The organism is Marinomonas spartinae, assembly GCF_016461715.1.
Classification (GTDB): Bacteria; Pseudomonadota; Gammaproteobacteria; order Pseudomonadales; family Marinomonadaceae; genus Marinomonas; species Marinomonas spartinae_A.
In genome coordinates, this window is the sequence record NZ_JAEMUI010000016.1 from 87,445 (window position 1) to 108,827 (window position 21,383).

Consider the following 21,383-nt stretch of genomic DNA (forward strand, 5'->3'; position numbering starts at 1 on the left):
TAGGCGGTTGATGTTAGCCAAGGAGTCTTGGCGGGATCGTAAATAACCTGTAGTGAAAAGGTGTAAACAAGGCTATCTGTGATGATTCCATTTGTTGGTCGAATAGACGAAGTCGAACAAGCGGCTTGGCTCAAGCAGTTATCGACTCTACTTCCTGAAGAAACCATTGTGGCTTTTAGTCTTTTGTCCGATGTGGAAAAGTCGCAATGTGACGTGGCAATTGTAGCCAACCCAGACCCGCAAGAACTCATGCAATTGCCAAATTTAAAGTGGGTTCATAGTGTTTGGGCTGGTGTGGATCGTATGGTCGATGAATTAACGATGATGCCATTTACCATTGTCCGTTTGATTGACCCTGAGTTAGCGAAGACCATGTCTGAAGCAGTGTTAGCGTGGACCATGTATCTGCATCGTGGTATGCCATTTTATAGGCAACAGCAGTGTGAAAAAACATGGTATCAACGGGCAATGGTGACACCACAGGAGCGACGTGTCGGGGTGTTAGGATTGGGTGCGTTAGGACAAGTCAGTGCAACACGCTTAGTGGATAATGGTTTTTATGTGTCTGGTTGGAGTAGAACGGCCAAAAGTTTTGAGGGCGTGCCGTGTTATTGTGGCGAAGAAGGGCTAGATGCGTTGTTAGAGGACAGCGATATTTTGATTTGTTTGTTGCCCTTGACGGATAGTACTCGCGGTTTACTCAATCATGAAAGATTGGCCTTGTTACCCAATGGCGCCATGCTGATTAATTTTGCCCGTGGTCCTATCGTTGATGAGATGGCTTTGTTGGAACACTTGGACAATGGACATTTGGATCATGCCGTATTAGATGTCTTCGCCCAAGAGCCGTTGCCAACTTCACACCGTTTTTGGTCCCACCCGAAGGTGACTGTTTTGCCGCATATTTCCGCGCCAACGAATCCTGTTTCGGCCAGTCAGATAGTGGCTAAGGCGATTCGGCATTATCGTGCTAATGGTTTTATTCCAGAAGGTGTTAATGCCTCATTAGGTTATTAATAATGAAATAAATAAAGGTTTTCACTTTTCTGAATGGCTTGCAATAAGACCGTAGTATACTAACGCTACTCTTTTACGGACATTACAAGGGACTAATGTATGCCTCATTGCATTATTGAATACAGTCAAAATTTAGAGCAAGAAGTGCCGCCGGTTGATTGGCTAGACGTGGTAAAGTTGGCTTGCCTTACTTCAGGCCTTTTTGCGGAGGAAGATCTGAAATTAAGGGCGCTTGCGTACAAAAATTTTGTGACGGGTGGCAAGGACGATGCCTTTGTACATGTCACCATTCGGATGCTATCTGGCCGTTCGGTTGAGAGCAGAAGAATGCTTTCCTCTTTGGTTCTTGATGCTTTGCAGGGTTTTAAGGTGGTGAATGTGAGCTTCACTGTCGACATATGTGAAATTGACAAAGAAACCTATACAAAAAAATGAGTACTGTCACTGCAATACTGACCTCTTTCTCTGAGAGACCCTAGGACAAAAACATGAAATGGTTGCTAGTACTGATATTATTTTCACCTTCTTTGTTGTGGGCAACAGAGAGTAAAGCACTGACGGATCAATCGTCTGTTAACGCTAAATCTGATACTTCCGATGATTCGACGCCGGAAGAACCAGCAGTTCCTGAACCTATTTCGGAACGTGCTAAAAAGGCCCATGGCCTTATACAGCAACGCATGGAACAAGAGCAAGCAACGGCCAATAATCCGTTTGTATTAACACCCTATAAAACCAATTATTTTTTACCTTTTAACTATAATCCTCACCCTGTCAGTCGGGCATTTTTAGGGGATAAAAACAGCTCAGATGATTTAAATGATGTTGAATTTAAATTTCAATTCAGCTTTAAAGTGCCTGTTTTATACGATGTGGTTGGTAAAAACAGTAGTTTATGGGTGGCTTACACTCAGCTGTCTTATTGGCAAGCTTACAATAGTAGCATTTCAGCGCCCTTTAGAGACACCAACTATGAGCCAGAAATGTTCCTAATGACGGAGCCCAAAAAAGGTCTTTTTGGTATTAAACCGACTTATGTAAGCTACGGTATTGTTCATCAATCGAATGGGCAATCAACGGCTTTATCTCGTTCTTGGAACCGTATATACGTCAACTTTTTGTTTCAGACTGAAAATACCGTTTATTCCATCAAGCCTTGGTACCGTATTCCTGAAAATGCGGCCGATGATGATAACCCCGATATTGAAAAATATTTGGGGTATGGGGAATTGACGATGGTGCATACCATTGACGATTATACATTTGATATGACCTTACGAAACAATCTTCGCACATCCGGTAATAAGGGGTCGGTACAATTAGGTTTTACCTTCCCTCTTTGGGGTAAATCGAGAGGTTACATACAGTACTTTAATGGTTACGGTGATTCGTTGCTTGATTATAACCACAGTTCACAAACGTTGGGAGTGGGGATTATGTTATCAAGCTGGTTATGAGTTAACGGGCTGTTTATTGTGAATGGTTTTTTCAATGCCTCGCATCATGCGAGGCATTTTTTTCTAGTCCGTGAAACCCTCATCATTTTACGGTGAGTATGTACTTCATACAGCTGTCATATAACTGCCGCTAAACTGACATTTTTCTATTCTATGTTAGGGGTAGACAAATAATGAGCGGGGTGGCGTATGAATATCCTTCAAAATATCCACGCAGTAGATGTACATACTTTTTCTTGGTGTATGGCACGTAAACATCGTGTTGGATTTACTCGAATTGGACGTGCTATTTCCTTTAGCGCGGATGGCCCATTGTATGCGCTGTTAGCTTTATCCCTATGGTGGTTAGAATTTAATACCTTGGTTTTGATCTTGGTGATGGGGTTTATATTAGAGCGTTGTTTGTATTTTCTTTTAAAGCGGGGATTTAAGCGTAATCGGCCTGCAGAGGCTTTGGAGAATTTTAGTAGTTTTATTATCCCATCTGACCAGTTTTCTTTTCCTTCAGGTCATACTTCGGGAGCATTTTTTATTGCCTATTGTTTAAGCAAATTTTTCCCCGAGTTTAGTGTTTTATTGTATGTCTGGGCCAGTCATGTAGGACTGTCTCGGATATTTTTAGGCGTTCACTTTCCAACGGATACGGTAATGGGAGCATTACTTGGAACAGCTTGCGCGGCCATCATGGTAGGAGTATTGGTGTGAGAATTTTGTACGGCGTTCAAGGGACTGGCAATGGCCATATTACTCGTGCACGTTCAATGGCAGCTGAGTTTCACCGAGCAGGCATTGACGTGGATTATATTTTTTCAGGACGAGACGCAAAAGATTACTTTGATATGGACGTCTTTGGGGAGTATCAAACCTTTCAGGGTTTGAGCTTTGTGGCGCGAAATGGCAAGCTGGACATTGTCTCTACATGTCGAAAAGCCAATGTCGTGAAGTTACTGAAAGACATTCGAACTATTAATACTCGCTCTTATGATTTGGTAATTACGGATTTTGAGCCCATTGTTGCTTGGGCGGCGAAACGCCAAGGAACCCCTAGTGTTGGGTTTGGTCACCAATATGCATTTCATCATAACATTCCGCAATTCAAAGGGAGTCGTATCGCTCAATGGATTATGATGCATTTTGCTCCTGCGACCACTCAGCTTGGTGCTCACTGGCATCATTTTGATCATGCAATTTTGCCGCCTCTGATTCTCATGGATAACAAACATAATAACCCTAAAGATGATCATGTCTTAGTCTATTTGCCTTTTGAGGACAGCGAAGAAGTCATGGAATGGTTGGAAGGGGTACCGAATTACCATTTTCGTATGCACTGTAAAGACATTGAGCCTGGTGTCTATGGCAATATAGAAGTCTTTCCTTTCAGTCGCATTGAGTTTCATAACAATTTAAGTGAGTGTGAATCTGTCTTGTGCAATGCTGGGTTTGAATTGAACTCAGAGGCATTGCAGTTGGGGCGTCGTATTTTAGCTAAACCACTTCAAGGTCAAATAGAACAACATTCAAATGCTATTGCTTTGGAGTATCTAAAACTTGCACACACCAGTAGCACATTGAGTTCATCGATTATTCAGAATTGGTTAGAGAGTAGTCGGGTCGTTCAGGTAAATTATCCCAATGTGGCGCGGGCTGTTGTGGGCTGGCTTCAGAAAGGAAATGACACGAAATTATCAACTTTATGTGAACAGTTGTGGGCACAAACGTCCAGTTTGTCCGGTGATATTGATTTTAGTTTTGATGGCTCGACCACCGCAGGCTTGCGTCGGCGGCAACGTACAGTCCTAGTGTAAACCTATTTCAGGACTACAGGACAGAAGAGCATTAAACGCCTCTTTAGCAGTGCTAGGGAGGCGTATTTTGTGGCTTATCGGTATTGCTAAAACCTTTTTTTATACGTTTGTAACGGGGGAGGCCTGAATTAGTTGTTTGCATCTAACGCTAAGTTTTCATCAGCTCGGTTGATCTCTTTGATATATTGATAGACACGTTTTTGATATTTTTCAGCCAGACCTTTTACTTCATAAATTAAGATTTCATTTTCATCTATGTCAATGATCTCTGGCAAACTGGTAAACACTCGGTTTTGTATATCGTTCATGGTGAAAACCTGTTCACTGATGACCAGTTTATTAATGCTGGTGGATTGAGTGAGTTTGGTGATGTCATCCATTAGTTCGCCTATTTCATCTGCATCAAACGTGTCATTTTTCATCATCTCTGTAATATGAGGCGTTCCCTTGTGTAATCCGAGGTGGAGGTTCAAGGCGGGAGCGTCATGGTATAATTCGTTTTCTAATAGGGCTTCCGTTAAACCGATAATGACGTGGGCGGCACTAATGGCTTCCATATATAAATGATCGCCTGTGTCCTCTGCATTAAACAGGATGAGAACGGAGTCGTCTTGATATTGGTGGACTTGCCCATGAAAGCGTTCGGTTGTTTGGAAAATCGCACGGTAAATGGGAGTAAGTAAGTTGGCAACCTGAAGCGGTGTCATGTTTTCGTGCCATTCATTAATATTGAGAATGTCGATGAAAAGCATACAGCTGCGCCGTTTTGACTCTGCTAAAATGGTTTCAAAATCGATTTCTAATTGTGTTTTCGCTGGTATCCCTGTGATGTCGTCAGAAATTGGTTCATCTATCGGTTCAGGTTTGGGCCATTCAAGGTTTTGCGCTTCATGAATTGCGTGACACAGCGCTCTGGCTTCTTTGAAGGCTGCGTTAGGTAATTTCGCATCATGATGACCCTTTGCTAAGGCGTATAGGGCGTCGGTGGCATCATTGATGGGAGAAAATAGCCAGCGAGTGACTAAAACCACAAGCAATAGTGCGATGGCGCATATAAAAATCGAGACGCCGATTAATAAGTTGGTGAGGTGTTTAAGAGTCTCTTGCGCTGGTGTTTTGTCTAGCGTGATGAGGACATGGCCGACGACATCATCTTGAAAGCGAATGCTTGAGGTATACACCCTGTGTGTTTTAGAAGGGCGAAAATCGGCATTCGTTGGCTGCTTAGCGTTACCGCTGCTGGCTTCGGCTAATAGCTCATCTTTTTTATTATAAACACGAGCACTTAAAATATTATCATCCAATACAAGACGATTGAGCAGGACATTCAGACTGAGTAAATCATTCGTTAAAATCGATTGAGTCGCGTTGAAAGCGGCTTGAGTGGCTAAGCTGTTGCCTAATACATCGATCTGTTGATCCAAGTAGTTTTCTAAGGCTTGGGTGATGGTAAACCAAAAAAGCCCCACCGTTATTATCATCAAAGACATAAACGTTGTGATGGTAATTGCTGACGCCGATAGCTTTTTATGAAGGAAAGCGATGGCTTTGTTGCTTTTCATTTGCGTCTGCATTGATGCCCTTTAAATTTACTTATAAAACAATCAGTCAAGTATACACTTGGAGGCTCTGTTTTTCTTTACTGTTTGAGTAAAGGAAAATGCAAAAAAAGGTTCCTTTCAGTATAGATGTATCCGTCAGTGCCAAAAATAAATCATTGATGTTCGTTTGTTATCGTGTCTAGTACTTAGTTTCTGCAAACTGATTTGTTATAGTGGTCAGATTCTTTTTAAGGAGTGGTTATGTCTGCCAATATCACGTTAATGGGTGCCTTTGATGCAACTTATTTGACTCAGTTTACTACATGGCTAAAAGAACAAGCGGTTGAAGGTCATGCCACTTTTCTAACTCAAGAGTCTGAAGCTGTATCTGTTGTGCGAATGACGTTAGCAAACCCCATAGGGGATGATCGTCTAGAAAGCTTTCGTAATGCCTTGCTTATGCGGTCAGATGACACGCAAATTGATCATATTTACCAATCGTCTACGCTGGATATTAGACAGGCGGGTGTCGCCGTATTTGATATGGATTCTACTCTGATCAAAGCAGAAGTCATGGATGAGTTGGCGATAGAGATGGGCATCGGCGAACAGGTTGCGGCGGTTACGGCAAGTGCCATGCGCGGTGAGATTGATTTTGTTGAGAGTTTTGTTCAGCGCCTTTCTTTATTAGAAGGATTAAGCTGTGATGTAATGGATGGCGTGTATCAACGCATCGTTCATATGGAAGGGATTGGTCCTCTGATGAAAGTGTTGCACCACTTTGGGTGGCGTACAGCAATTTTATCTGGTGGTTTTTCGTTCTTTGCAGATCGAGTGCGAGCCGAGCATCAAATGCATGAGGCTCATGCGAATGTTCTAGAGATTGTCGATGGCAAGTTAACGGGCAAGCATATGGGGCCTATTGTCGATGCGCAGCGTAAAGCTGACTTGTTAGACGCTCTGGTAGAAGAGACGGGATGTGGATGGTCTCAAACGATTGCCTGTGGCGATGGTGCAAACGACTTGTTAATGCTGAAGAAAGCTGCGTTAGGCGTCGCTTTACATGCTAAGCCTCTTGTCAGAAAGCAAGCACCTTGCCCGATAAACACCTTGGGATTAGATGGCATTTTATATCTTCTAGGTTTGTCTAGTGATGATATAAGAGCGATTTTAGAAAAATAACAATAGGGCTTTGCCCAATACAATAAGCAGAGTATCTGTGAGCGGAGTATTCTTTTGTCGGAAGTCAGGTTATCAGATGTTGATTTAAATCTTTTGTATATTTTTCAGGTTTTGATTGAAGAATTAAATGTGACTAAGGCGGCGATAAGATTGGATGTGTCGCAACCTGCGGTCAGTCGTTCGTTAGCGCGATTACGAGATGTGTTTGATGATCCGTTATTTATTCGGACTTCCCATGGGCTGTCCGCCACAACAAAGACATTAGAGCTGGCACCCGTTCTGAAAGAAACATTAGCAGGTTTAGAGCGACTGCTGCAGCCAGTTAACTTTATTCCCCAAACCAGCCAACGCCGCTTTGTTCTTTCGACAACCGATTTTGGCTCCTTGACAGTCTTACCTAAAATTTTGGATGTTTTTCAGCAGTCCGCTCCCAATGCGACGTTGGATGTGAAGTCGTGGAATGAGGATGTTGCTCAAGAGCTGGATCAAGTCGATATTGATTTAGCCGTGGCGGTACTCTCTAAGGAACCGCCTACAGGGGTACGTGCCATGCGGTTAAAGAGTGACCGCATGGTTTGTTTGGCCCGTGAGAATCACCCTAATATTAAGACGGCGTTAACACTTGAAGGGTATTTACAAGCAAACCATGTGCAAGTCGTGTTAGGACGTCGTGCCTATTTTGCAGTGGATAGGGAGTTGGAGCGGTTAGGACATAAGCGTCATGTGTCGTTACAACTACCAACCTTTGTGCCAGCGGCCAGAGTGGTGAAAGACAGTGACTTATTGTTAACCGTGCCCTGTTTGTTTGCTCAAGATATTATGGCGACGATTCCAGGACTAACGATGCATCAACTACCGTTTAAAAGTCGTGATTTTGATTATTCTATGATATGGCATGAGCGTTTTCAGCATGACCCTGCTCATCAGTGGTTTCGTGGTCTGTTTAGAAAAGCATTTATTGATGAGGCAATATAAACTTCTGACGTTTATTTCCTATTCTTAGTCCTTTTCTTTTAGGTTGTTATCCAGTTGTGCTAGCCATTCTTGTGTGAGCGTTTCAACCAAACTATAGCGCCGTAAACTCATGGCGTCTTCTAACATGTCAAAATTTTCAGACAAATAGTCGTGTAGGATTTTATCTCTTAATTCGATTAAAAAACGTATTTGTTCCGCCTGTTGCAAGGTGACGTCATTATGTGAGACCAGTTGGGCAAATACTTCATCACGAGAAGAAATGCTGACTTGGTAGTGGTGCTTTAATACATAGCGCGCTAGATCTAACATGGAGGCAACAAGCAGTTGAAAGGCATGTTCTATGGCCATGCTTTCGTCTTTTGTTAACGTGAGGCTTTTGTCTCGCTTTCTAAATTTATCCAGTCTAACAATCATATCGTGCTGATGACGATAAAGTGATTGTTCCCATTCTATATCGCGCATAAGTGCATTCTCCATGATTGCTTACGAATGTAGGGTGATAATAAAAAGAGCCCTAATGGACTCTTTCTAGTTTAGTTTAAATTATCGTAAGCACTATCTTTTAGCGCACTTTTACACTTATTTCGTATGCTGGGGCGTTTAGAAGCCAGTAAAAGGGTAAAAGTCGTAGTGATTGCCATATTCGACTTTGGAATGCGCCTTGATATGTAAATAGCCTTGGCTTTCGCAGGCGGCAAGTAACGCGCCAGAGCTTTGCTGTGGGTGAGCATAAGCTAGGCCATCGTCACCAATGGCAACGCGAATAAACTCATCCCGTTTGATGGTTTTTTCTCGACTAAAACCTGCGATCACAGGGTAAGCTCTATCACAATCAAGGGCCTGTCCTGCACTTTTCGCCAATAAACGTCGTGCAAACCAATGATACGTCACTAATGTCGAGCTGGGATTGCCGGGTAATCCTAAAAATGGGGTGCCACTTAGGGTTGCATGAACCAATGGTTTACCTGGTTTAATGGCAATTTTCCAAAGATGCACTGAGCCTAGCTTTTGCAAAATGCTTTTTACATGGTCTTCTTCTCCAACGGAGACACCACCGGATGATAAGATCACATCGCTGCATTGCAGCAATTTTATAATGGCTTTTTCGGTCGCCTCAGGAGTATCTTCGGCATGAAGACAATCGGCAACCACGTAACCAGAGTGCTGTACAAGGGCACTTAGCATAGGGCCATTAGAGTTGTAGATTTGCCCTTCTTGGAGGGGGTGACCTGCTGGGACTAATTCATCTCCTGTGGTTAATATGCCGACTCGAAGCGGCGTAAAAACCTTGAGCTCGGTGAGACCAAGGCTAGACAAAAGGCCAATGTGCATGGGCGTGATTTTTGTCCCTTTGGCTAGAACGGTTTGCCCTAGTTGGATGTCTTGTCCTTTGGGGCGGATGTTATCCCCTTGTTTAGGAGAGGTGTTATTGGAAAAAGGAAAGCGAACACCCTGTTCTGAGACGTCTGCTTCTTCTTGCATGACAACAATATTGGCACCCGCAGGAATATTAGCACCAGTAAAAATCCGCACGCAGGTATTGGGAGCTAATCTTTCTGGGGCGTAACCGGCAGGAATGCGTTGACTAATGGGGAGGCGTTTATCGCTTTGCCAATCCTCAATACGAAAGGCGTAGCCATCCATCGCACTGTTATCAAAAGCGGGAACCGCTTGTTGGGCGCAAATATCCTGCGCCGCAATGCGATTTAATGCGGCCGCTAATAAAATGGATTCGCATGCTACCTGCTGGCTAACACCATGCTCGATGGCATGTAAGGCCTCTTCAAAGGGTAAAAGTTCAGACATACCTGTTAGACCTCATGTAAGCTCGGCTTGAATTTCCCCAATAAAAGCTCAACAAAATTACAGGGACGATGTGTCGAATCCAATTGTTCTTTTAAAATGCCATTCCAAGCGGTTCGACAAGCGCCAGTCGAACCAGGCAGACAAAAGACTAAGGTATTATTTGCCAGTCCAGCAACGGCTCTTGACTGTATCGTGGAAGTGCCGATTTCTTCATAGGATATCTGACGAAATAGCTCTCCAAAGCCTTCAACTTGCTTATCAAATAAAGGAATCATCGCTTCTGGAGTGCTGTCTCTAGAGTAAAAGCCGGTGCCTCCTGTGATTAGGACAACCTGTACTTTTTTGTCGGCAATCCACTGGGAAACAACAGCACGCATGTCATAAATATCGTCTCGAACGAGTGCTCGCTCAATAAAGTGATGACCTGCTGCTTCAAGCATAGTGATCAAAGCATCACCAGAGGTGTCTTCTGCTAAAGTTCGTGTATCTGACACGGTAAGGACACAGATATTTAAAGGACGAAAAGGGGTTGGAAGTTTGCTCATAATGGTTCCTTCGTTAGCCTCCTGTTGCGCTCATAAAACGCAAGATTTGTGGCGGATCTTCAAGGTTAAAGTGGTGTTGGTAAGGTTTTAAAGCAAGGGCGCTGATAATACCTTCCTCTAACGCGCCCTGTGTAACGGATGAGGGGCGTAAAAAAGGCTTTAAATCTTTTGAGTGTTCGTTGCCAAGACACAGTAATAAGCGGCCTTCTGCGGTCAGACGAACACGGTTACAGTCACTGCAAAAGTTATGGCTATGAGGCGAAATAACGCCGATTTTATTTTGATAGCCTGCTACATTGTAGTAGCGTGTCGGGCCACCTGTGGTTAAGTTGGATTCTGTTAAGTCAAAGTGTTGTCCCAGCCTGTCGATAATATCATCACTGGACAGGTAAGCTTCAGCACGGTTATGGTCGTGAATCATACCCAAGGGCATTTCTTCGATGTAGCTGATGTCCATTCCCCGTTCAAGAGCAAACGCAGCAAGAGGTTGGATCTCATCATCATTGTGGTTTTTCAGAATAACGCTGTTCAATTTAAGTCTTTTGAATGCCAATGACGTCGCTTTGTCTATACCATTAATGACTTGTTGAAATTTATCACGCCGAGTGAGTTTGAAAAATCGTCCGGCATTGAGTGTGTCTAAGCTGATGTTGATACGAGAGACGCCAGCATCTAATAAACCTTGTGACATTTTTTCTAATTGCGAGCCATTGGTTGTAATAGTGAGCTCTTCAAGACCATCGGTCTTAGCGATTTGTTCTAAAGCCCATAAAAGGTTTTTACGGACCAGTGGTTCGCCACCCGTAATGCGAATGCGTTTGGTGCCCATTTTGATAAAGGTTTTAGCGACTTGAACCACTTCTTCTAAGGAGAGGATATGGCTTTTAGGGATGAAGGTGACGTCTTCATCCATACAGTAAGTGCAGCGGAAGTCACAGCGGTCTGTCACAGAAATACGTAAGTAGTCAATTCGACGACCATATGGATCGATTAACGATGATGTAGCCAACAGAATTACCTCTATTAAATCCCTGATTATTCTAACATTGATGCTGTTAGGTCATACAATGCACTTTATAATTGAATTATCATTGATGAGTGTATCAGATTTAACTGGGTTGTCAGTTCATTCGATAATTACCACTATAGAATGTCGTAAAATACCCTTAAAATTCTATGTAGGGTAGAAGAGGAAGTGATATGAATAATGTCGTTCATCATTTGATTGATTTATTAAAGTTGGAGCGCTTATCAGAACATCATTTTTTGGGGCGTAGCCAAGATATTGGATTTCCCAAAGTGTTCGGTGGTCAAGTGGTTGGTCAGGGGTTGAGTGCCGCGACTCAGACGGTTGAAAATCGCCGACCTCATTCATTACATTGCTATTTTTTACGTCCTGGAGATTCCAGTCAGCCCATAGAGTATCATGTCGAAGTGGTTCGTGATGGACGAAGCTTTAGCTTGCGGCGTGTTATGGCCAATCAGTTTGGTAAATGCATTTTGGTCATGACGGTGTCGTTTCATATTGAAGAAAAGGGCTTGGATCATCAGGTGGCGATGCCTAATGTGCCAGGGCCAGAGTGTTTTCAATCCGAGTTGAGTTTATATCGTGCTCACGCCAATGAAATTCCTGAAAAGGTCAGAGGTTTGTTTACTGCGGATAGACCAATAGAGTACCGAGTGGTGGAAAACCAGAATCCGTTTCGGCCACGCCCTGATATGCCGCGTCGGCACATGTGGATCCGCAGCGTTGAAACACTCCCTGATGATCCATTAATACATCAGTCTATGTTAGCTTACACGACCGACTATGGCTTTATTCAAACCGCACTTTTACCACACGGGATTTCGATTAATAATCCTCATTTAAACGTTGCCAGTTTGGATCATGCTATTTGGTTTCACCGTGATTTTTGCTTAGATGATTGGCTCTTATATGTGGCAGACTCGCCATCTGCCAGCCATTCTAGAGGGTTTGCGCGAGGGCAGATTTTTAATCGCAGTGGTCAATTAGTGGCTTCGACCGCCCAAGAAGGGTTGATAAGGTATAACGGGGAATAATAGGGGGTAACGGTATCAAACTTTATATCGTGTAGCTCAATTCAAATATAGGCTGCACGATCTGAAAATAAGAGGGTTTTGTTTGGCAATTGTGCATAGGCTAAGGTTCACTCAAGCTTGGGTTTATGCAAATGTTTCTATCAAAATGAATGCAGTGGCTTTTTCGCAGCTTGGAGAGGGTGATAGGTCAAGATTAAGAGGGCAGTCTTCTAGATGTTAATGCTGGTGCAAGTTGTTGGGGATTTACTGTGACTAGGTGTGCCCGTTTTACCCATTTTGTTGTAGGTAATATATTGGGTTGCTATGTCTGCATCAGTGTTATTGTCTATGGCGCTCTACTGTTTGCCAATCATGTTGAAATACAAGCAACACAGAAGCATCACGTTGATCAGACGGTTGCCTTGTTGATTCAGGAAATGAAAGATTCTTCTGTGAATTCATTAGACGTCGGAAATTTGTCTCTTGATAGCAGTGGACTTTTTTTTGAGGTGAGTCGCCAGTTAAACCACGAAGGTGTTAAGGGCGTTTTTCTTCAAACAGCAGATCATTCCACTCCCATCTTTGATCATATTAATAAGGAAACGTCCGCTTTAGATACATGGATCTATCCTTTTTCTGTGCGAGAGCAACCAGTGCGGCTCTGCGTGTATGTCTCTAACGATAAAGTGTGGCGAATGTTTGTTCATCGGTTGCTTTGGTATATGGGGTTACTTTTCATTCAGACTGCTGTTATCTGGCTCTTACTGCATTGTTTTGTCGTTAGAGGGTTAGGAAAGGCGGTCAGTGGAATACAGCAAGAACTTAGTCAGATGAATTTAGACGATCCAAAAAGGCTGTATGGAAATACCAAGTTTCTGCATTTTTTAGAGTATCAGTGGATACTTAATGGCATGAATAAAATCATCCATGGTTTGGCGGCTTCGCGTCGAGAGCTATCTGAGTTAAACAGTCAGTTAGAGGAAAAAGTGGCGCAAAAGACACAAAGTCTTGAAGAAAAAAATATGACTTTAGTGCAGCTAAATAAAAAACTCTATACCCTTGCCAATACTGACTCTTTAACACAGGTCTATAATCGAACGCGTTTTGACCTACTGTTCAGAGAACATGTGGCCATGGCGGAGCATAAAAAAACGCCCTTATCGCTTTTGTTAATTGATTTAGATAATTTTAAACGAATAAACGACCAGTTTGGCCACCAGGTGGGGGATCATGTTTTATATGTTACCGCCAAGCTGCTTGAAAGTGTTGTGATGAACGATGGCATTGTTGCCCGCTGGGGTGGGGAAGAGTTTGCTGTGTTGTTGCCTCATATTGCTATCCAACGGGCACAACATATTGCAGAAACCCTGCGACAGCGCTTGGAAATGGCGTCCTTTGATGATCCTGCTATCCAAGTCACCATGAGTGTCGGGGCCTCCCAGCTATTGCTTGGAGAGAACGGTATGAGTTTATTAAAACGTACGGATGCAGCCATGTATCAGGCCAAAAATATGGGGCGAAACCAAGTCATAGTAGACGCCGGGCCTGACGAAAAGGGCGTTTCTTAACCAGGTTAGATGCATAAGGTTGAGAAGGCAAAGTCTTTGTCTTAGCGTTACTGGCTTAAATGCTGTTTTAAGGCCCAGTGAATGTGTTCATTGACCAATTCAGACCCGCTTAATAGCCCTTTCTTGAGAGCATCTATCGTCTCTTTGTTAGTAGGGGCATTACCTAATGCCACCGCAATGTTTCGTCGCCAATTTTCATAGCCAGTTCGCCTGATCGGTGACCCTTCAGTATTTTTTAAAAACGTCTCTTCGTCCCAAGCAAATAACGTGATCAGATCTTCTGAATCCAGATCATGTCGGGGTTGAAAGTCGTCTTCTTCGGTGTGTTTGGCAAATTTTGTCCAAGGGCAGACTAGTTGGCAGTCGTCACAACCAAAAATTCGATTGCCCATTTTGCTTCTTAGTTCAACAGGAATGGGACCTTTATGCTCAATGGTCAAATAGGAAATACATTTGCCAGCATCCAGTACCCAAGGCTCAACAAATGCATCCGTTGGGCATTGAGTCAAACAGGCGGAACAACTGCCACAATGTCGAGTGTTGGTGGGCTGATCGACGGGTAGGGGGAGGTTGGTGAAAATTTCCCCCAGTAAAAACCAACTGCCCGCTTTAGGTGTGAGTAACAGGGTGTTTTTGCCAATCCAGCCCATACCTGCTTGCTCAGCAATTTGTCTTTCCAGCACGGGGGCACTATCGACAAAAGCGCGATAGCCATGGTCGCCGATTGCTTCTTGAATCTTTTTTGCTAACTGTGTTAAACGTTTGCGGATGAGTTTGTGGTAGTCTCGCCCTAAGGCATAACGGGCTATATAGGCCTTTTCTTTTGTTTTAAGTCGCTCAACGGTTTCGACTGACTGCGGCAAATAATGCATACGTAGGGAAATTACCCGACGAGTCCCCACATGTAGCTGCTCTGGATGAAAGCGCATATCGCCATGGTTGGCTAAATAATCCATTCCTGCATGATAGCCGCTGTCCAACCATTTGTTAAAATCCTCTTTATATTGTTCAAGGTCGGGGGCGACAATACGAGCATCGGCAAAGCCCAGTTCAGTGGCCCAGCATTTTATCTGGTCTACTAAGTTGGTCAGATTGTCGGGATGAGAAAGTGCAGGTGGTAACAAGAGAATAACCAATCGGTATTTGTAAGGTAAGACAGCGATGGGGTTAGACGGCCATCTTGCCGTCTAACCAGAAGCAATCAATCACTAAACAATCAATAAAGCTGTGAATCGCCTTTTACTACATCCATCAGTAGCTTGATGAACAAGCGGTCGGCTTCGGTGTGATTTTCTTGTATTTTTATGGTCGTTTGATTAGAGACTTCTTCGGCAATGCGTTGGTAGGCATTCGGTTCGCGAATATTCTCTTTCGCAATACGAATTAACTCCCCAGCAAGCTCAGGATCCATTAACATTTTTCGGAAACAACGTAAGAATTCATCAATAATTCGTTGTTGGCTCAGTTCGTTAGCCATGTTCAAAACTCCTAGTCAAATTATGCCGCTATCACACCACGAAGTGTTTTTTAGGGCAAGTCTTATCCGCGCTCTTTTTCTTAGTATAGAGATATTCTAGTTGACAGTCTCTGGTTGTGTTGCGAAAATCAGGGTTCAATTTATTCGACAACACCCTGTCGATGACTTCTTTCTATGGGCCAATCAGCCCATCTCAATCAGATAGACCTCTGATTAGCACAAATAGAATAGGGTTAAGTATACCGTATTTTATTCCCCTCGCGAAAAGACGCGGACAGTGTAAAAACTGCGATTTATTGCGTTTGAGTGTTACTTTTGTTCTGGTTGCCTCATTAGTTTAGCAAACTTCGTTTTATCAACTTTAATCTGTTTGTCGTATGCGGTTACAATAGCTGCACTAACGTGATGATTAGAATTAGCAGACAGATGAATACTATAGAGGGTAACAAAGTGGAGTTATTATCTGGTGGCGAAATGATCGCCCGCTTCCTTAAAGATGAGGGAGTTGAGTATATCTATGGTTATCCGGGCGGTGCCGCTCTTCATATTTACGATGCCTTGCATCGTCAATCCGATGTAAAGCACGTTCTGGTAAGACATGAACAGGCCGCAACGCACATGGCCGATGGTTATGCGCGAGCAACAGGTAAGCCTGGCACGGTGCTTGTGACCTCCGGACCTGGTGCGACCAATACAGTGACAGGGATTGCAACGGCTTATATGGACTCCATTCCTATGGTGGTCATTTGTGGTCAGGTAATGAGTTACTTGATCGGTGAAGATGCCTTCCAGGAAACCGATATGATAGGGGTGTCTCGTCCTATTGTGAAACACAGTTTCACCGTGAAGCATCCTGCTGAAATTCCAATGATTATGAAAAAGGCATATCACATTGCCAGCACAGGTCGTCCAGGCCCAGTGGTCATCGACGTGCCAAAAGACATGACCATGCCAGGGGACAAATACGAGTACAAATATCCTGAATCTGTTTCTATTCGTTCCTATACGCCGCCCACAAAAGGTCACAGTGGCCAAATTAAAAAAGCGGTAGATCTGTTGTTGGCAGCAAAACGCCCCATTATCTATGCCGGTGGTGGGGTGATCATGGGGGGGGCGTCCGACTTACTGACGACTCTTGCCAAAACCATGAATTTCCCTGTGACCAACACTTTAATGGGCTTGGGGTGTTATCCAGCAACAGATCGTCAGTTTGTGGGGATGTTAGGTATGCACGGTGCCTATGAGGCTAATATGACCATGCATCACAGCGATGTCATTTTAGCTGTGGGTGCTCGTTTTGATGACCGTGTCACCAATGATCCTGATAAGTTTTGCCCTAGTGCCAAAATCATTCATATTGATATTGATCCTGCGGCGATCTCAAAAACTATTCGTGCAGATGTGCCTATTGTTGGCCCTGTACAGCAGGTACTTGAAGAAATGTTGTCCTTAATAGAGGGGCAAACTTCGAATACAGAGGCGTTGGTTAATTGGTGGAAACAAATTACTGAATGGCGTTCGGTTCATGGTGGTCGCTATGATACCAGCAGTGAAAAAATCAAACCTCAGGCAGCCATTGAAGCATGTTGGCGTGCAACAAAAGGCGATGCTTATGTTGCCTCAGATGTTGGTCAGCATCAGATGTTTACCGCTCAGTATTATAAATTTGATAAACCAAATCGCTGGGTGAATTCAGGTGGTCTGGGTACGATGGGCTTTGGTTTGCCTGCGGCGATGGGCATCAAAATGAGTTTTCCGCAAGAAACCGTTGTATGTGTCACTGGTGAAGGCAGTATTCAAATGAATATTCAAGAGCTTTCTACCTGCTTGCAGTACGGTTTGCCAGTGAAAATTCTGTGTCTAAACAATGGTTACCTTGGCATGGTTCGTCAATGGCAAGATATGAACTATGAAGGGCGCTATTCTAATTCTTACTTGGATTCGTTACCGGATTTTAAAATATTAATGGACGCTTATCGTCATAAATACGTCGAAATTCGTAGTAAAGATGAGCTTGATAGTAAGATGGAAGAAGCTTTTGCTATGACCGATCAGTTGGTTTTCATCAATTGCTATGTGGACCCAGAAGAACACGTTTATCCAATGCAAGTGCCTCGTGGCTCTATGCGTGATATGTTCTTGAGCAAGACGGAGCGAACCTAACATGCGACATATTATTTCTGTATTGATGGAAAATGAGCCCGGTGCTTTGTCGCGCGTGGTTGGTTTGTTTTCTCAGCGTAACTTTAACATTGAGTCTTTGAACGTCGCCGCGACGGAAGATGGCACTTTATCTCGTTTGACACTGACAACGTTTGGTTCAGATCAAGTGGTTGAGCAAATTACCAAGCAGCTAAATAAGTTGATCGATGTGGTTAAGCTGGTGGATCTAACGGAAGGTCAGCACATCGAGCGAGAGTTGATGTTAGTAAAAGTTCGTGCCACTGGCGCGCAACGGGCGGAAGTGAAACGTACCGTAGATATTTTCCGCGGTAATATTGTTGACATGACGCCCTCTATTTATACGATTCAAGTCGTTGGCGAATCCGACAAGCTAGATGGTTTCTTACAAGCATTGGGCGGTGCGCATTTACTGGAAGTGGTGCGTACTGGTGTATCCGGTGTTGCTCGTGGTGAAAAGACATTGTCTCTATAGCTGCGATGCATAAAATTACTGTCATAAAAACCGCGCTTGTTCGCGGTTTTTTTATATGTCATGTCGGAATTGGCTGGTGGAAATTTATTGATAGTAAAGGGATACGGTGGATGGAGATCGATAGAACGAGTTGGAAGTTACTCAAAGCATTGGAAGAAAATGCTCGCCTAACCTATGCCGAGTTAGGAAAATTGGTTCACCTCTCTGCGCCAGCAGTTGCAGAGCGAGTGCGCAAACTGGAAGAATCGGGCGTTATTACGGGCTATGGTGCAAAAATCAACTTGGAAAAAGTTGGTATTCCCATTACAGCATTAGTTGAATGTCAGGTTTACCGAACCAAAGAGCGTGAATTTAAAGCGCTGGTTTTAAGTCTGGATGAGGTGGTCTCATGTCACAATGTCACAGGGCCTTATGCCTTTATTTTAAAGGTGGCCGTGCGCTCTATGTCCTTGCTGGATGAACTGCTAGAGCGCTTAATTGATTTAAGTGACACCAATACGATGATGATTTTATCGACGCCCGTTGATCGAAAAATGCCACTTGGTATTGATCAAGTGACAGAGTGAGATTTGGGGGGCCTAAGAAACCGGAACAACGGCAGCTTTAGTTTGGCGTGGCCACTGGCTGATGATCATGCCCAATAAAATGAATCCGCAGCCGATTAAGGCGCGTGTTGATAACACTTCGTTCATCAAAAGCCATCCGCCGATGAGGGCAAATACTGCTTCGGACGATAAGATTAAGGCGCTGATACTGGCCGATACATTACGTTGACCAAGTGTTTGTAAGGTGAAGGCAATGCCGGATGAAGCAACACCGGTGTACACCAATGGCCACCATGCCATTTCAAAGTCAGCTAGAGTCGGCGATTCTGTGAAAAAAGCAGTTACAGTTCCCAAGATGGTTGCTATGAGAAACTGAATGATGGACAACGGAACGGCCGAAACATAGCGAGAAAAATAGCCGATAATGATGACATGCCCTGTCCAAAACAGAGTACCAATCAGTTCAATCGCATCGCCTTTATTGATATTGAGGTGCGGGCCAATCGTTAAGCAATATAAGCCAATGAGTGCTAAAATAATGCCCAACCAAGTATGAGGCTCTACTTTATGCTTAAGTAATATGCCTACGATAGGCACAAAGACAATATACATACTGGTGATAAAACCCGCGTTACCTGCCGTTGTATATTGCAAGCCAACTTGCTGAAACGTAAAGCCAAAGAACAGACAGGTTCCTCCTAAAATACCACCTAACCACAAATGCTTCTTATCCTGTTGCTGCTTTGATTTAAAAATAAACAGTAGTGGCAGTAAAGATAAGGTGGCTAATAGAAAACGTGCGGCGTTAAAACTATATGGCCCTAAGCTGTCCATCCCCACTGTTTGAGCAACGAAAGCAAAGCCCCAAATTGCTGCGGTTGTCCATAAAAATAGCTGTGAAATGAGCATAATGGTGAATCATCCTTATAGTGTTAAGTCGCTCTTGAGCGGATAGGAGAGCCTATTTTATAGGCTTGAAGGACTCACCAGAAGTTAAAATAAAAAGTTTTGCCGAGCGTTTTCCTTTGATTCTAAAGTAAATCCATTGTCTTCCTTTGGTTTGTTTCCATCGTCTCATTAGCTGTTATTGTCGCGATATTCAATAACCTTAATAACTGCACTTTTTCTGTAGTAAAAGGCTCCCGTGTGGGCTGACACAGGCGGAATTACAGGGTAAAGTTGCGCCCGAATTCAGAGGTCTGATGGGTGTTTTTAATGTGTTGTTTTAACGGCTATTAGACTTCAAGTGAAAAATCATTCTAACCGCAGTCTTCTTACTGCGGTTTGTCTTTTTATAGGGTATAAATTTCTATGACGTTTAGTATGTGGTTGGCTATGGCACCATTGTTGATGTTGCTTTCTTTAGGGCCAGGGCCAAATAATTTTACCGCTATGCACAATGGTATCCAGGTGGGTGCTACGAAAGCGGTAATTGCTGTGGTAGGGCGCAATGTTGCCTTTAGTATTTTGATGCTGATTTCGGCGCTGGGTCTGGGGGCCATCATTGTCTCTTCTGCATTTTGGTTTAGCGTTGTGAAATGGGTTGGGGTGCTGTACCTATTTTACGTGGGTGTAAAAACGTGGCGCAGTGCGTCAGTAGTGCTTGAAGAACATGAAATGGAAAATGGTACGAGGGCGAAACGAGGTCATAGGGCAAGAATACGCCAAGAATTTTTAGTGGCGATTAGTAACCCTAAAGCGGTGTTGTTGTTTACCGCTATTTTCCCTCAAATGCTGGATTTAACTCGGCCTGTTCCTATGCAGTTTTTTTGGATGGGACTGACTTTTTGTATAACAGAATTTATTGCGGCTTATGTCTATGCTATGAGTGGCAAACAAATTCGACGTTTGATCCGTAGTCCTAAGGGAATGAAAAACCTCAACCGTGGTATGGGGGGTATATTTGTTGCGGCGAGCGCATTTCTAGCCATGGCAACACGTGCTTAATTCCCTTTTTATAGGCAGTTAAATTATCGGAGCATTGGCTCCGATTTTTTTGTCCAAAATACGAGTTTGTTGGATAAAGCTTGTCGTAATGTCTTCACGGAGTAATAGCAAATTGCACTCCTATAACGATTTCGTTATTGTTTGATCATTGATCAATTTTCTAGGGTCTAGAAGGGAAGAAATGATGAGCTGGCATCTTTGGTTGGTTACTGCACCTTTTTTATTATTGTTGGCTTTGTCTCCAGGGCCAAATAATTTTACTGCCATGTATAACGGAATGCAGGTAGGGCCGAGAAAAGCAGTAGCTGCCGCATCTGGACGTAATCTTGCCTTTATGATTTTGATGACAGTGTCCGCCTTGGGGTTAGGCGCTGTCATTGTGTCATCCATGTTCTGGTTTAACATGGTTAAGTGGGCTGGTGTTGCTTATCTACTCTATATTGGCATTAAAACATGGCGTAGTGCTGCGATGACGCTGGATGAACACGAGTCAGAAAACAGTGTCGTTTCTCGTGGGCACTTTCCCAGAATTCGACAAGAATTTATGATTGCGATCAGTAACCCCAAAGCCATTTTGATTTTTACTGCGATTTTTCCACAACTTCTTGATTTGAACAGTCCAGTTGCCCCTCAGTTTTTTGTAATTGGCATGACATTTATTCTGTGTGAGTTTATTGCTGCCTATATTTATGCGGTGAGTGGTAAACAGATTCGGTGTTTGATAAAAAGCCAAAAAGGCATGCTGAGGTTAAATAAGGGAATGGGAAGCTTATTCGTACTCGCGAGTATGTTACTGGCCTCTTCGAGTCGAAATTAATGCTT

General features: G+C 43.5%; 22 protein-coding genes. 14 read left to right on the top strand and 8 right to left on the bottom strand.

The features are described from left to right. Positions 1–81: 81 nt before the first annotated feature. The 5 genes from JHD45_RS15160 (at position 82) to JHD45_RS15180 (ending at position 4,279) form a co-directional block, all read left to right on the top strand. Positions 82–1,017, top strand: a complete 936-nt coding sequence (locus JHD45_RS15160; RefSeq protein ID WP_199477355.1) for a 2-hydroxyacid dehydrogenase — start codon at positions 82–84, stop codon at positions 1,015–1,017. A gap of 99 nt (positions 1,018–1,116) precedes the next feature. Further along, complete coding sequence (locus JHD45_RS15165; protein WP_199477356.1) at positions 1,117–1,452, top strand: 5-carboxymethyl-2-hydroxymuconate Delta-isomerase; 336 nt, start codon at positions 1,117–1,119, stop codon at positions 1,450–1,452. 53 nt (positions 1,453–1,505) lie between these two features. Continuing rightward, a complete protein-coding gene (locus JHD45_RS15170; protein WP_199477357.1) occupies positions 1,506–2,474 on the top strand; it encodes a phospholipase A in 969 nt (322 codons plus the stop codon). A gap of 189 nt (positions 2,475–2,663) precedes the next feature. Continuing rightward, the gene (locus JHD45_RS15175; RefSeq protein WP_199477358.1) at positions 2,664–3,179 is read left to right on the top strand and encodes a phosphatase PAP2 family protein; all 516 of its coding nucleotides are present in this window, start codon (positions 2,664–2,666) and stop codon (positions 3,177–3,179) included. Beyond that, a complete protein-coding gene (locus JHD45_RS15180) occupies positions 3,176–4,279 on the top strand; it encodes an MJ1255/VC2487 family glycosyltransferase (protein WP_199477359.1) in 1,104 nt (367 codons plus the stop codon). Before JHD45_RS15175 ends, JHD45_RS15180 begins: the two co-directional genes overlap by 4 nt. A 128-nt stretch (positions 4,280–4,407) precedes the next feature. On the opposite strand, the gene JHD45_RS15185 is transcribed toward JHD45_RS15180, so the two are convergent. Beyond that, positions 4,408–5,853 carry an AhpA/YtjB family protein gene (locus JHD45_RS15185; protein WP_199477360.1) on the bottom strand — a complete coding sequence of 482 codons (1,446 nt, stop codon included), beginning with the start codon at positions 5,851–5,853 and terminating at the stop codon, positions 4,408–4,410. Positions 5,854–6,081: 228 nt separating this feature from the next. Here JHD45_RS15185 and serB point away from each other — a divergent pair, with 228 nt between their 5' ends. Beyond that, on the top strand, positions 6,082–7,002 hold the full coding sequence (gene serB / locus JHD45_RS15190) for a phosphoserine phosphatase SerB (RefSeq protein ID WP_199477361.1): 921 nt from the start codon (positions 6,082–6,084) through the stop codon (positions 7,000–7,002). A 54-nt stretch (positions 7,003–7,056) separates the two neighbouring features. After that, positions 7,057–7,977: a LysR family transcriptional regulator gene (locus JHD45_RS15195; protein WP_199477362.1), complete on the top strand. Its 921-nt coding sequence runs from the start codon at positions 7,057–7,059 to the stop codon at positions 7,975–7,977. A 24-nt stretch (positions 7,978–8,001) separates the two neighbouring features. Here JHD45_RS15195 and JHD45_RS15200 read toward each other — a convergent pair whose 3' ends face one another. The 4 genes from JHD45_RS15200 to moaA form a co-directional block, all read right to left on the bottom strand. Beyond that, complete coding sequence (locus JHD45_RS15200) at positions 8,002–8,439, bottom strand: HepT-like ribonuclease domain-containing protein (protein ID WP_199477363.1); 438 nt, start codon at positions 8,437–8,439, stop codon at positions 8,002–8,004. Between the two features lie 138 nt (positions 8,440–8,577). After that, positions 8,578–9,783 carry a molybdopterin molybdotransferase MoeA gene (locus JHD45_RS15205; RefSeq protein WP_199477364.1) on the bottom strand — a complete coding sequence of 402 codons (1,206 nt, stop codon included), beginning with the start codon at positions 9,781–9,783 and terminating at the stop codon, positions 8,578–8,580. A 5-nt stretch (positions 9,784–9,788) separates the two neighbouring features. Beyond that, positions 9,789–10,328 (bottom strand): molybdenum cofactor biosynthesis protein B, encoded by a 540-nt coding sequence (gene moaB / locus JHD45_RS15210; protein ID WP_199477365.1) that lies wholly within the window; start codon positions 10,326–10,328, stop codon positions 9,789–9,791. 13 nt (positions 10,329–10,341) lie between these two features. Continuing rightward, the gene (moaA, locus tag JHD45_RS15215) at positions 10,342–11,337 is read right to left on the bottom strand and encodes a GTP 3',8-cyclase MoaA (protein ID WP_199477366.1); all 996 of its coding nucleotides are present in this window, start codon (positions 11,335–11,337) and stop codon (positions 10,342–10,344) included. Positions 11,338–11,528: 191 nt separating this feature from the next. Here moaA and JHD45_RS15220 point away from each other — a divergent pair, with 191 nt between their 5' ends. Continuing rightward, positions 11,529–12,389, top strand: coding sequence for an acyl-CoA thioesterase (locus JHD45_RS15220; protein WP_199477367.1), 861 nt, complete (start codon positions 11,529–11,531; stop codon positions 12,387–12,389). Positions 12,390–12,637: 248 nt separating this feature from the next. Next, positions 12,638–13,936, top strand: coding sequence for a GGDEF domain-containing protein (locus JHD45_RS22560; RefSeq protein ID WP_199477368.1), 1,299 nt, complete (start codon positions 12,638–12,640; stop codon positions 13,934–13,936). Positions 13,937–13,983: 47 nt separating this feature from the next. Here the strand turns inward: JHD45_RS22560 and queG are convergent, their stop codons facing one another. Then, positions 13,984–15,060 (bottom strand): tRNA epoxyqueuosine(34) reductase QueG, encoded by a 1,077-nt coding sequence (gene queG / locus JHD45_RS15230; protein ID WP_199477369.1) that lies wholly within the window; start codon positions 15,058–15,060, stop codon positions 13,984–13,986. 92 nt (positions 15,061–15,152) lie between these two features. Continuing rightward, positions 15,153–15,413: a hypothetical protein gene (locus JHD45_RS15235; RefSeq protein ID WP_199477370.1), complete on the bottom strand. Its 261-nt coding sequence runs from the start codon at positions 15,411–15,413 to the stop codon at positions 15,153–15,155. A 450-nt stretch (positions 15,414–15,863) separates the two neighbouring features. On the opposite strand from JHD45_RS15235, the gene JHD45_RS15240 reads away from it, so the two are divergent. From JHD45_RS15240 to JHD45_RS15250, 3 genes are all read left to right on the top strand, one after another. Next, on the top strand, positions 15,864–17,576 hold the full coding sequence (locus JHD45_RS15240; protein ID WP_199477384.1) for an acetolactate synthase 3 large subunit: 1,713 nt from the start codon (positions 15,864–15,866) through the stop codon (positions 17,574–17,576). Between the two features lies 1 nt (position 17,577). After that, positions 17,578–18,069 carry an acetolactate synthase small subunit gene (ilvN, locus tag JHD45_RS15245; protein ID WP_067018597.1) on the top strand — a complete coding sequence of 164 codons (492 nt, stop codon included), beginning with the start codon at positions 17,578–17,580 and terminating at the stop codon, positions 18,067–18,069. 110 nt (positions 18,070–18,179) lie between these two features. Further along, positions 18,180–18,635 carry an Lrp/AsnC family transcriptional regulator gene (locus tag JHD45_RS15250; protein WP_233407860.1) on the top strand — a complete coding sequence of 152 codons (456 nt, stop codon included), beginning with the start codon at positions 18,180–18,182 and terminating at the stop codon, positions 18,633–18,635. A 12-nt stretch (positions 18,636–18,647) separates the two neighbouring features. On the opposite strand, the gene JHD45_RS15255 is transcribed toward JHD45_RS15250, so the two are convergent. Further along, positions 18,648–19,523 (bottom strand): DMT family transporter, encoded by an 876-nt coding sequence (locus JHD45_RS15255; protein ID WP_199477371.1) that lies wholly within the window; start codon positions 19,521–19,523, stop codon positions 18,648–18,650. Between the two features lie 402 nt (positions 19,524–19,925). Here JHD45_RS15255 and JHD45_RS15260 point away from each other — a divergent pair, with 402 nt between their 5' ends. Together JHD45_RS15260 and JHD45_RS15265 are read left to right on the top strand one after the other, a co-directional pair. Beyond that, entirely contained in the window at positions 19,926–20,561 is a 636-nt protein-coding gene (locus tag JHD45_RS15260; protein WP_199477372.1) for a LysE family translocator, read from the top strand. A gap of 181 nt (positions 20,562–20,742) precedes the next feature. Further along, positions 20,743–21,378 carry a LysE family translocator gene (locus tag JHD45_RS15265; protein ID WP_233407861.1) on the top strand — a complete coding sequence of 212 codons (636 nt, stop codon included), beginning with the start codon at positions 20,743–20,745 and terminating at the stop codon, positions 21,376–21,378. The last annotated feature ends 5 nt before the right edge of the window (positions 21,379–21,383 follow it).

Coding starts and splice junctions, on each gene's coding strand:
- JHD45_RS15220 (WP_199477367.1), top strand. CDS start 11,529: ATGAATAATGTCGTTCATCATTTGATTGATTTATTAAAGTTGGAGCGC.
- JHD45_RS15265 (WP_233407861.1), top strand. CDS start 20,743: ATGATGAGCTGGCATCTTTGGTTGGTTACTGCACCTTTTTTATTATTG.
- JHD45_RS15170 (WP_199477357.1), top strand. CDS start 1,506: ATGAAATGGTTGCTAGTACTGATATTATTTTCACCTTCTTTGTTGTGG.
- JHD45_RS15160 (WP_199477355.1), top strand. CDS start 82: ATGATTCCATTTGTTGGTCGAATAGACGAAGTCGAACAAGCGGCTTGG.
- JHD45_RS15175 (WP_199477358.1), top strand. CDS start 2,664: ATGAATATCCTTCAAAATATCCACGCAGTAGATGTACATACTTTTTCT.
- JHD45_RS15200 (WP_199477363.1), bottom strand. CDS start 8,439: ATGCGCGATATAGAATGGGAACAATCACTTTATCGTCATCAGCACGAT.
- JHD45_RS15250 (WP_233407860.1), top strand. CDS start 18,180: ATGGAGATCGATAGAACGAGTTGGAAGTTACTCAAAGCATTGGAAGAA.
- ilvN (WP_067018597.1), top strand. CDS start 17,578: ATGCGACATATTATTTCTGTATTGATGGAAAATGAGCCCGGTGCTTTG.
- moaB (WP_199477365.1), bottom strand. CDS start 10,328: ATGAGCAAACTTCCAACCCCTTTTCGTCCTTTAAATATCTGTGTCCTT.
- JHD45_RS15260 (WP_199477372.1), top strand. CDS start 19,926: ATGACGTTTAGTATGTGGTTGGCTATGGCACCATTGTTGATGTTGCTT.
- JHD45_RS15235 (WP_199477370.1), bottom strand. CDS start 15,413: ATGGCTAACGAACTGAGCCAACAACGAATTATTGATGAATTCTTACGT.
- JHD45_RS15205 (WP_199477364.1), bottom strand. CDS start 9,783: ATGTCTGAACTTTTACCCTTTGAAGAGGCCTTACATGCCATCGAGCAT.
- JHD45_RS15255 (WP_199477371.1), bottom strand. CDS start 19,523: ATGCTCATTTCACAGCTATTTTTATGGACAACCGCAGCAATTTGGGGC.
- JHD45_RS15165 (WP_199477356.1), top strand. CDS start 1,117: ATGCCTCATTGCATTATTGAATACAGTCAAAATTTAGAGCAAGAAGTG.
- serB (WP_199477361.1), top strand. CDS start 6,082: ATGTCTGCCAATATCACGTTAATGGGTGCCTTTGATGCAACTTATTTG.
- JHD45_RS15185 (WP_199477360.1), bottom strand. CDS start 5,853: ATGCAGACGCAAATGAAAAGCAACAAAGCCATCGCTTTCCTTCATAAA.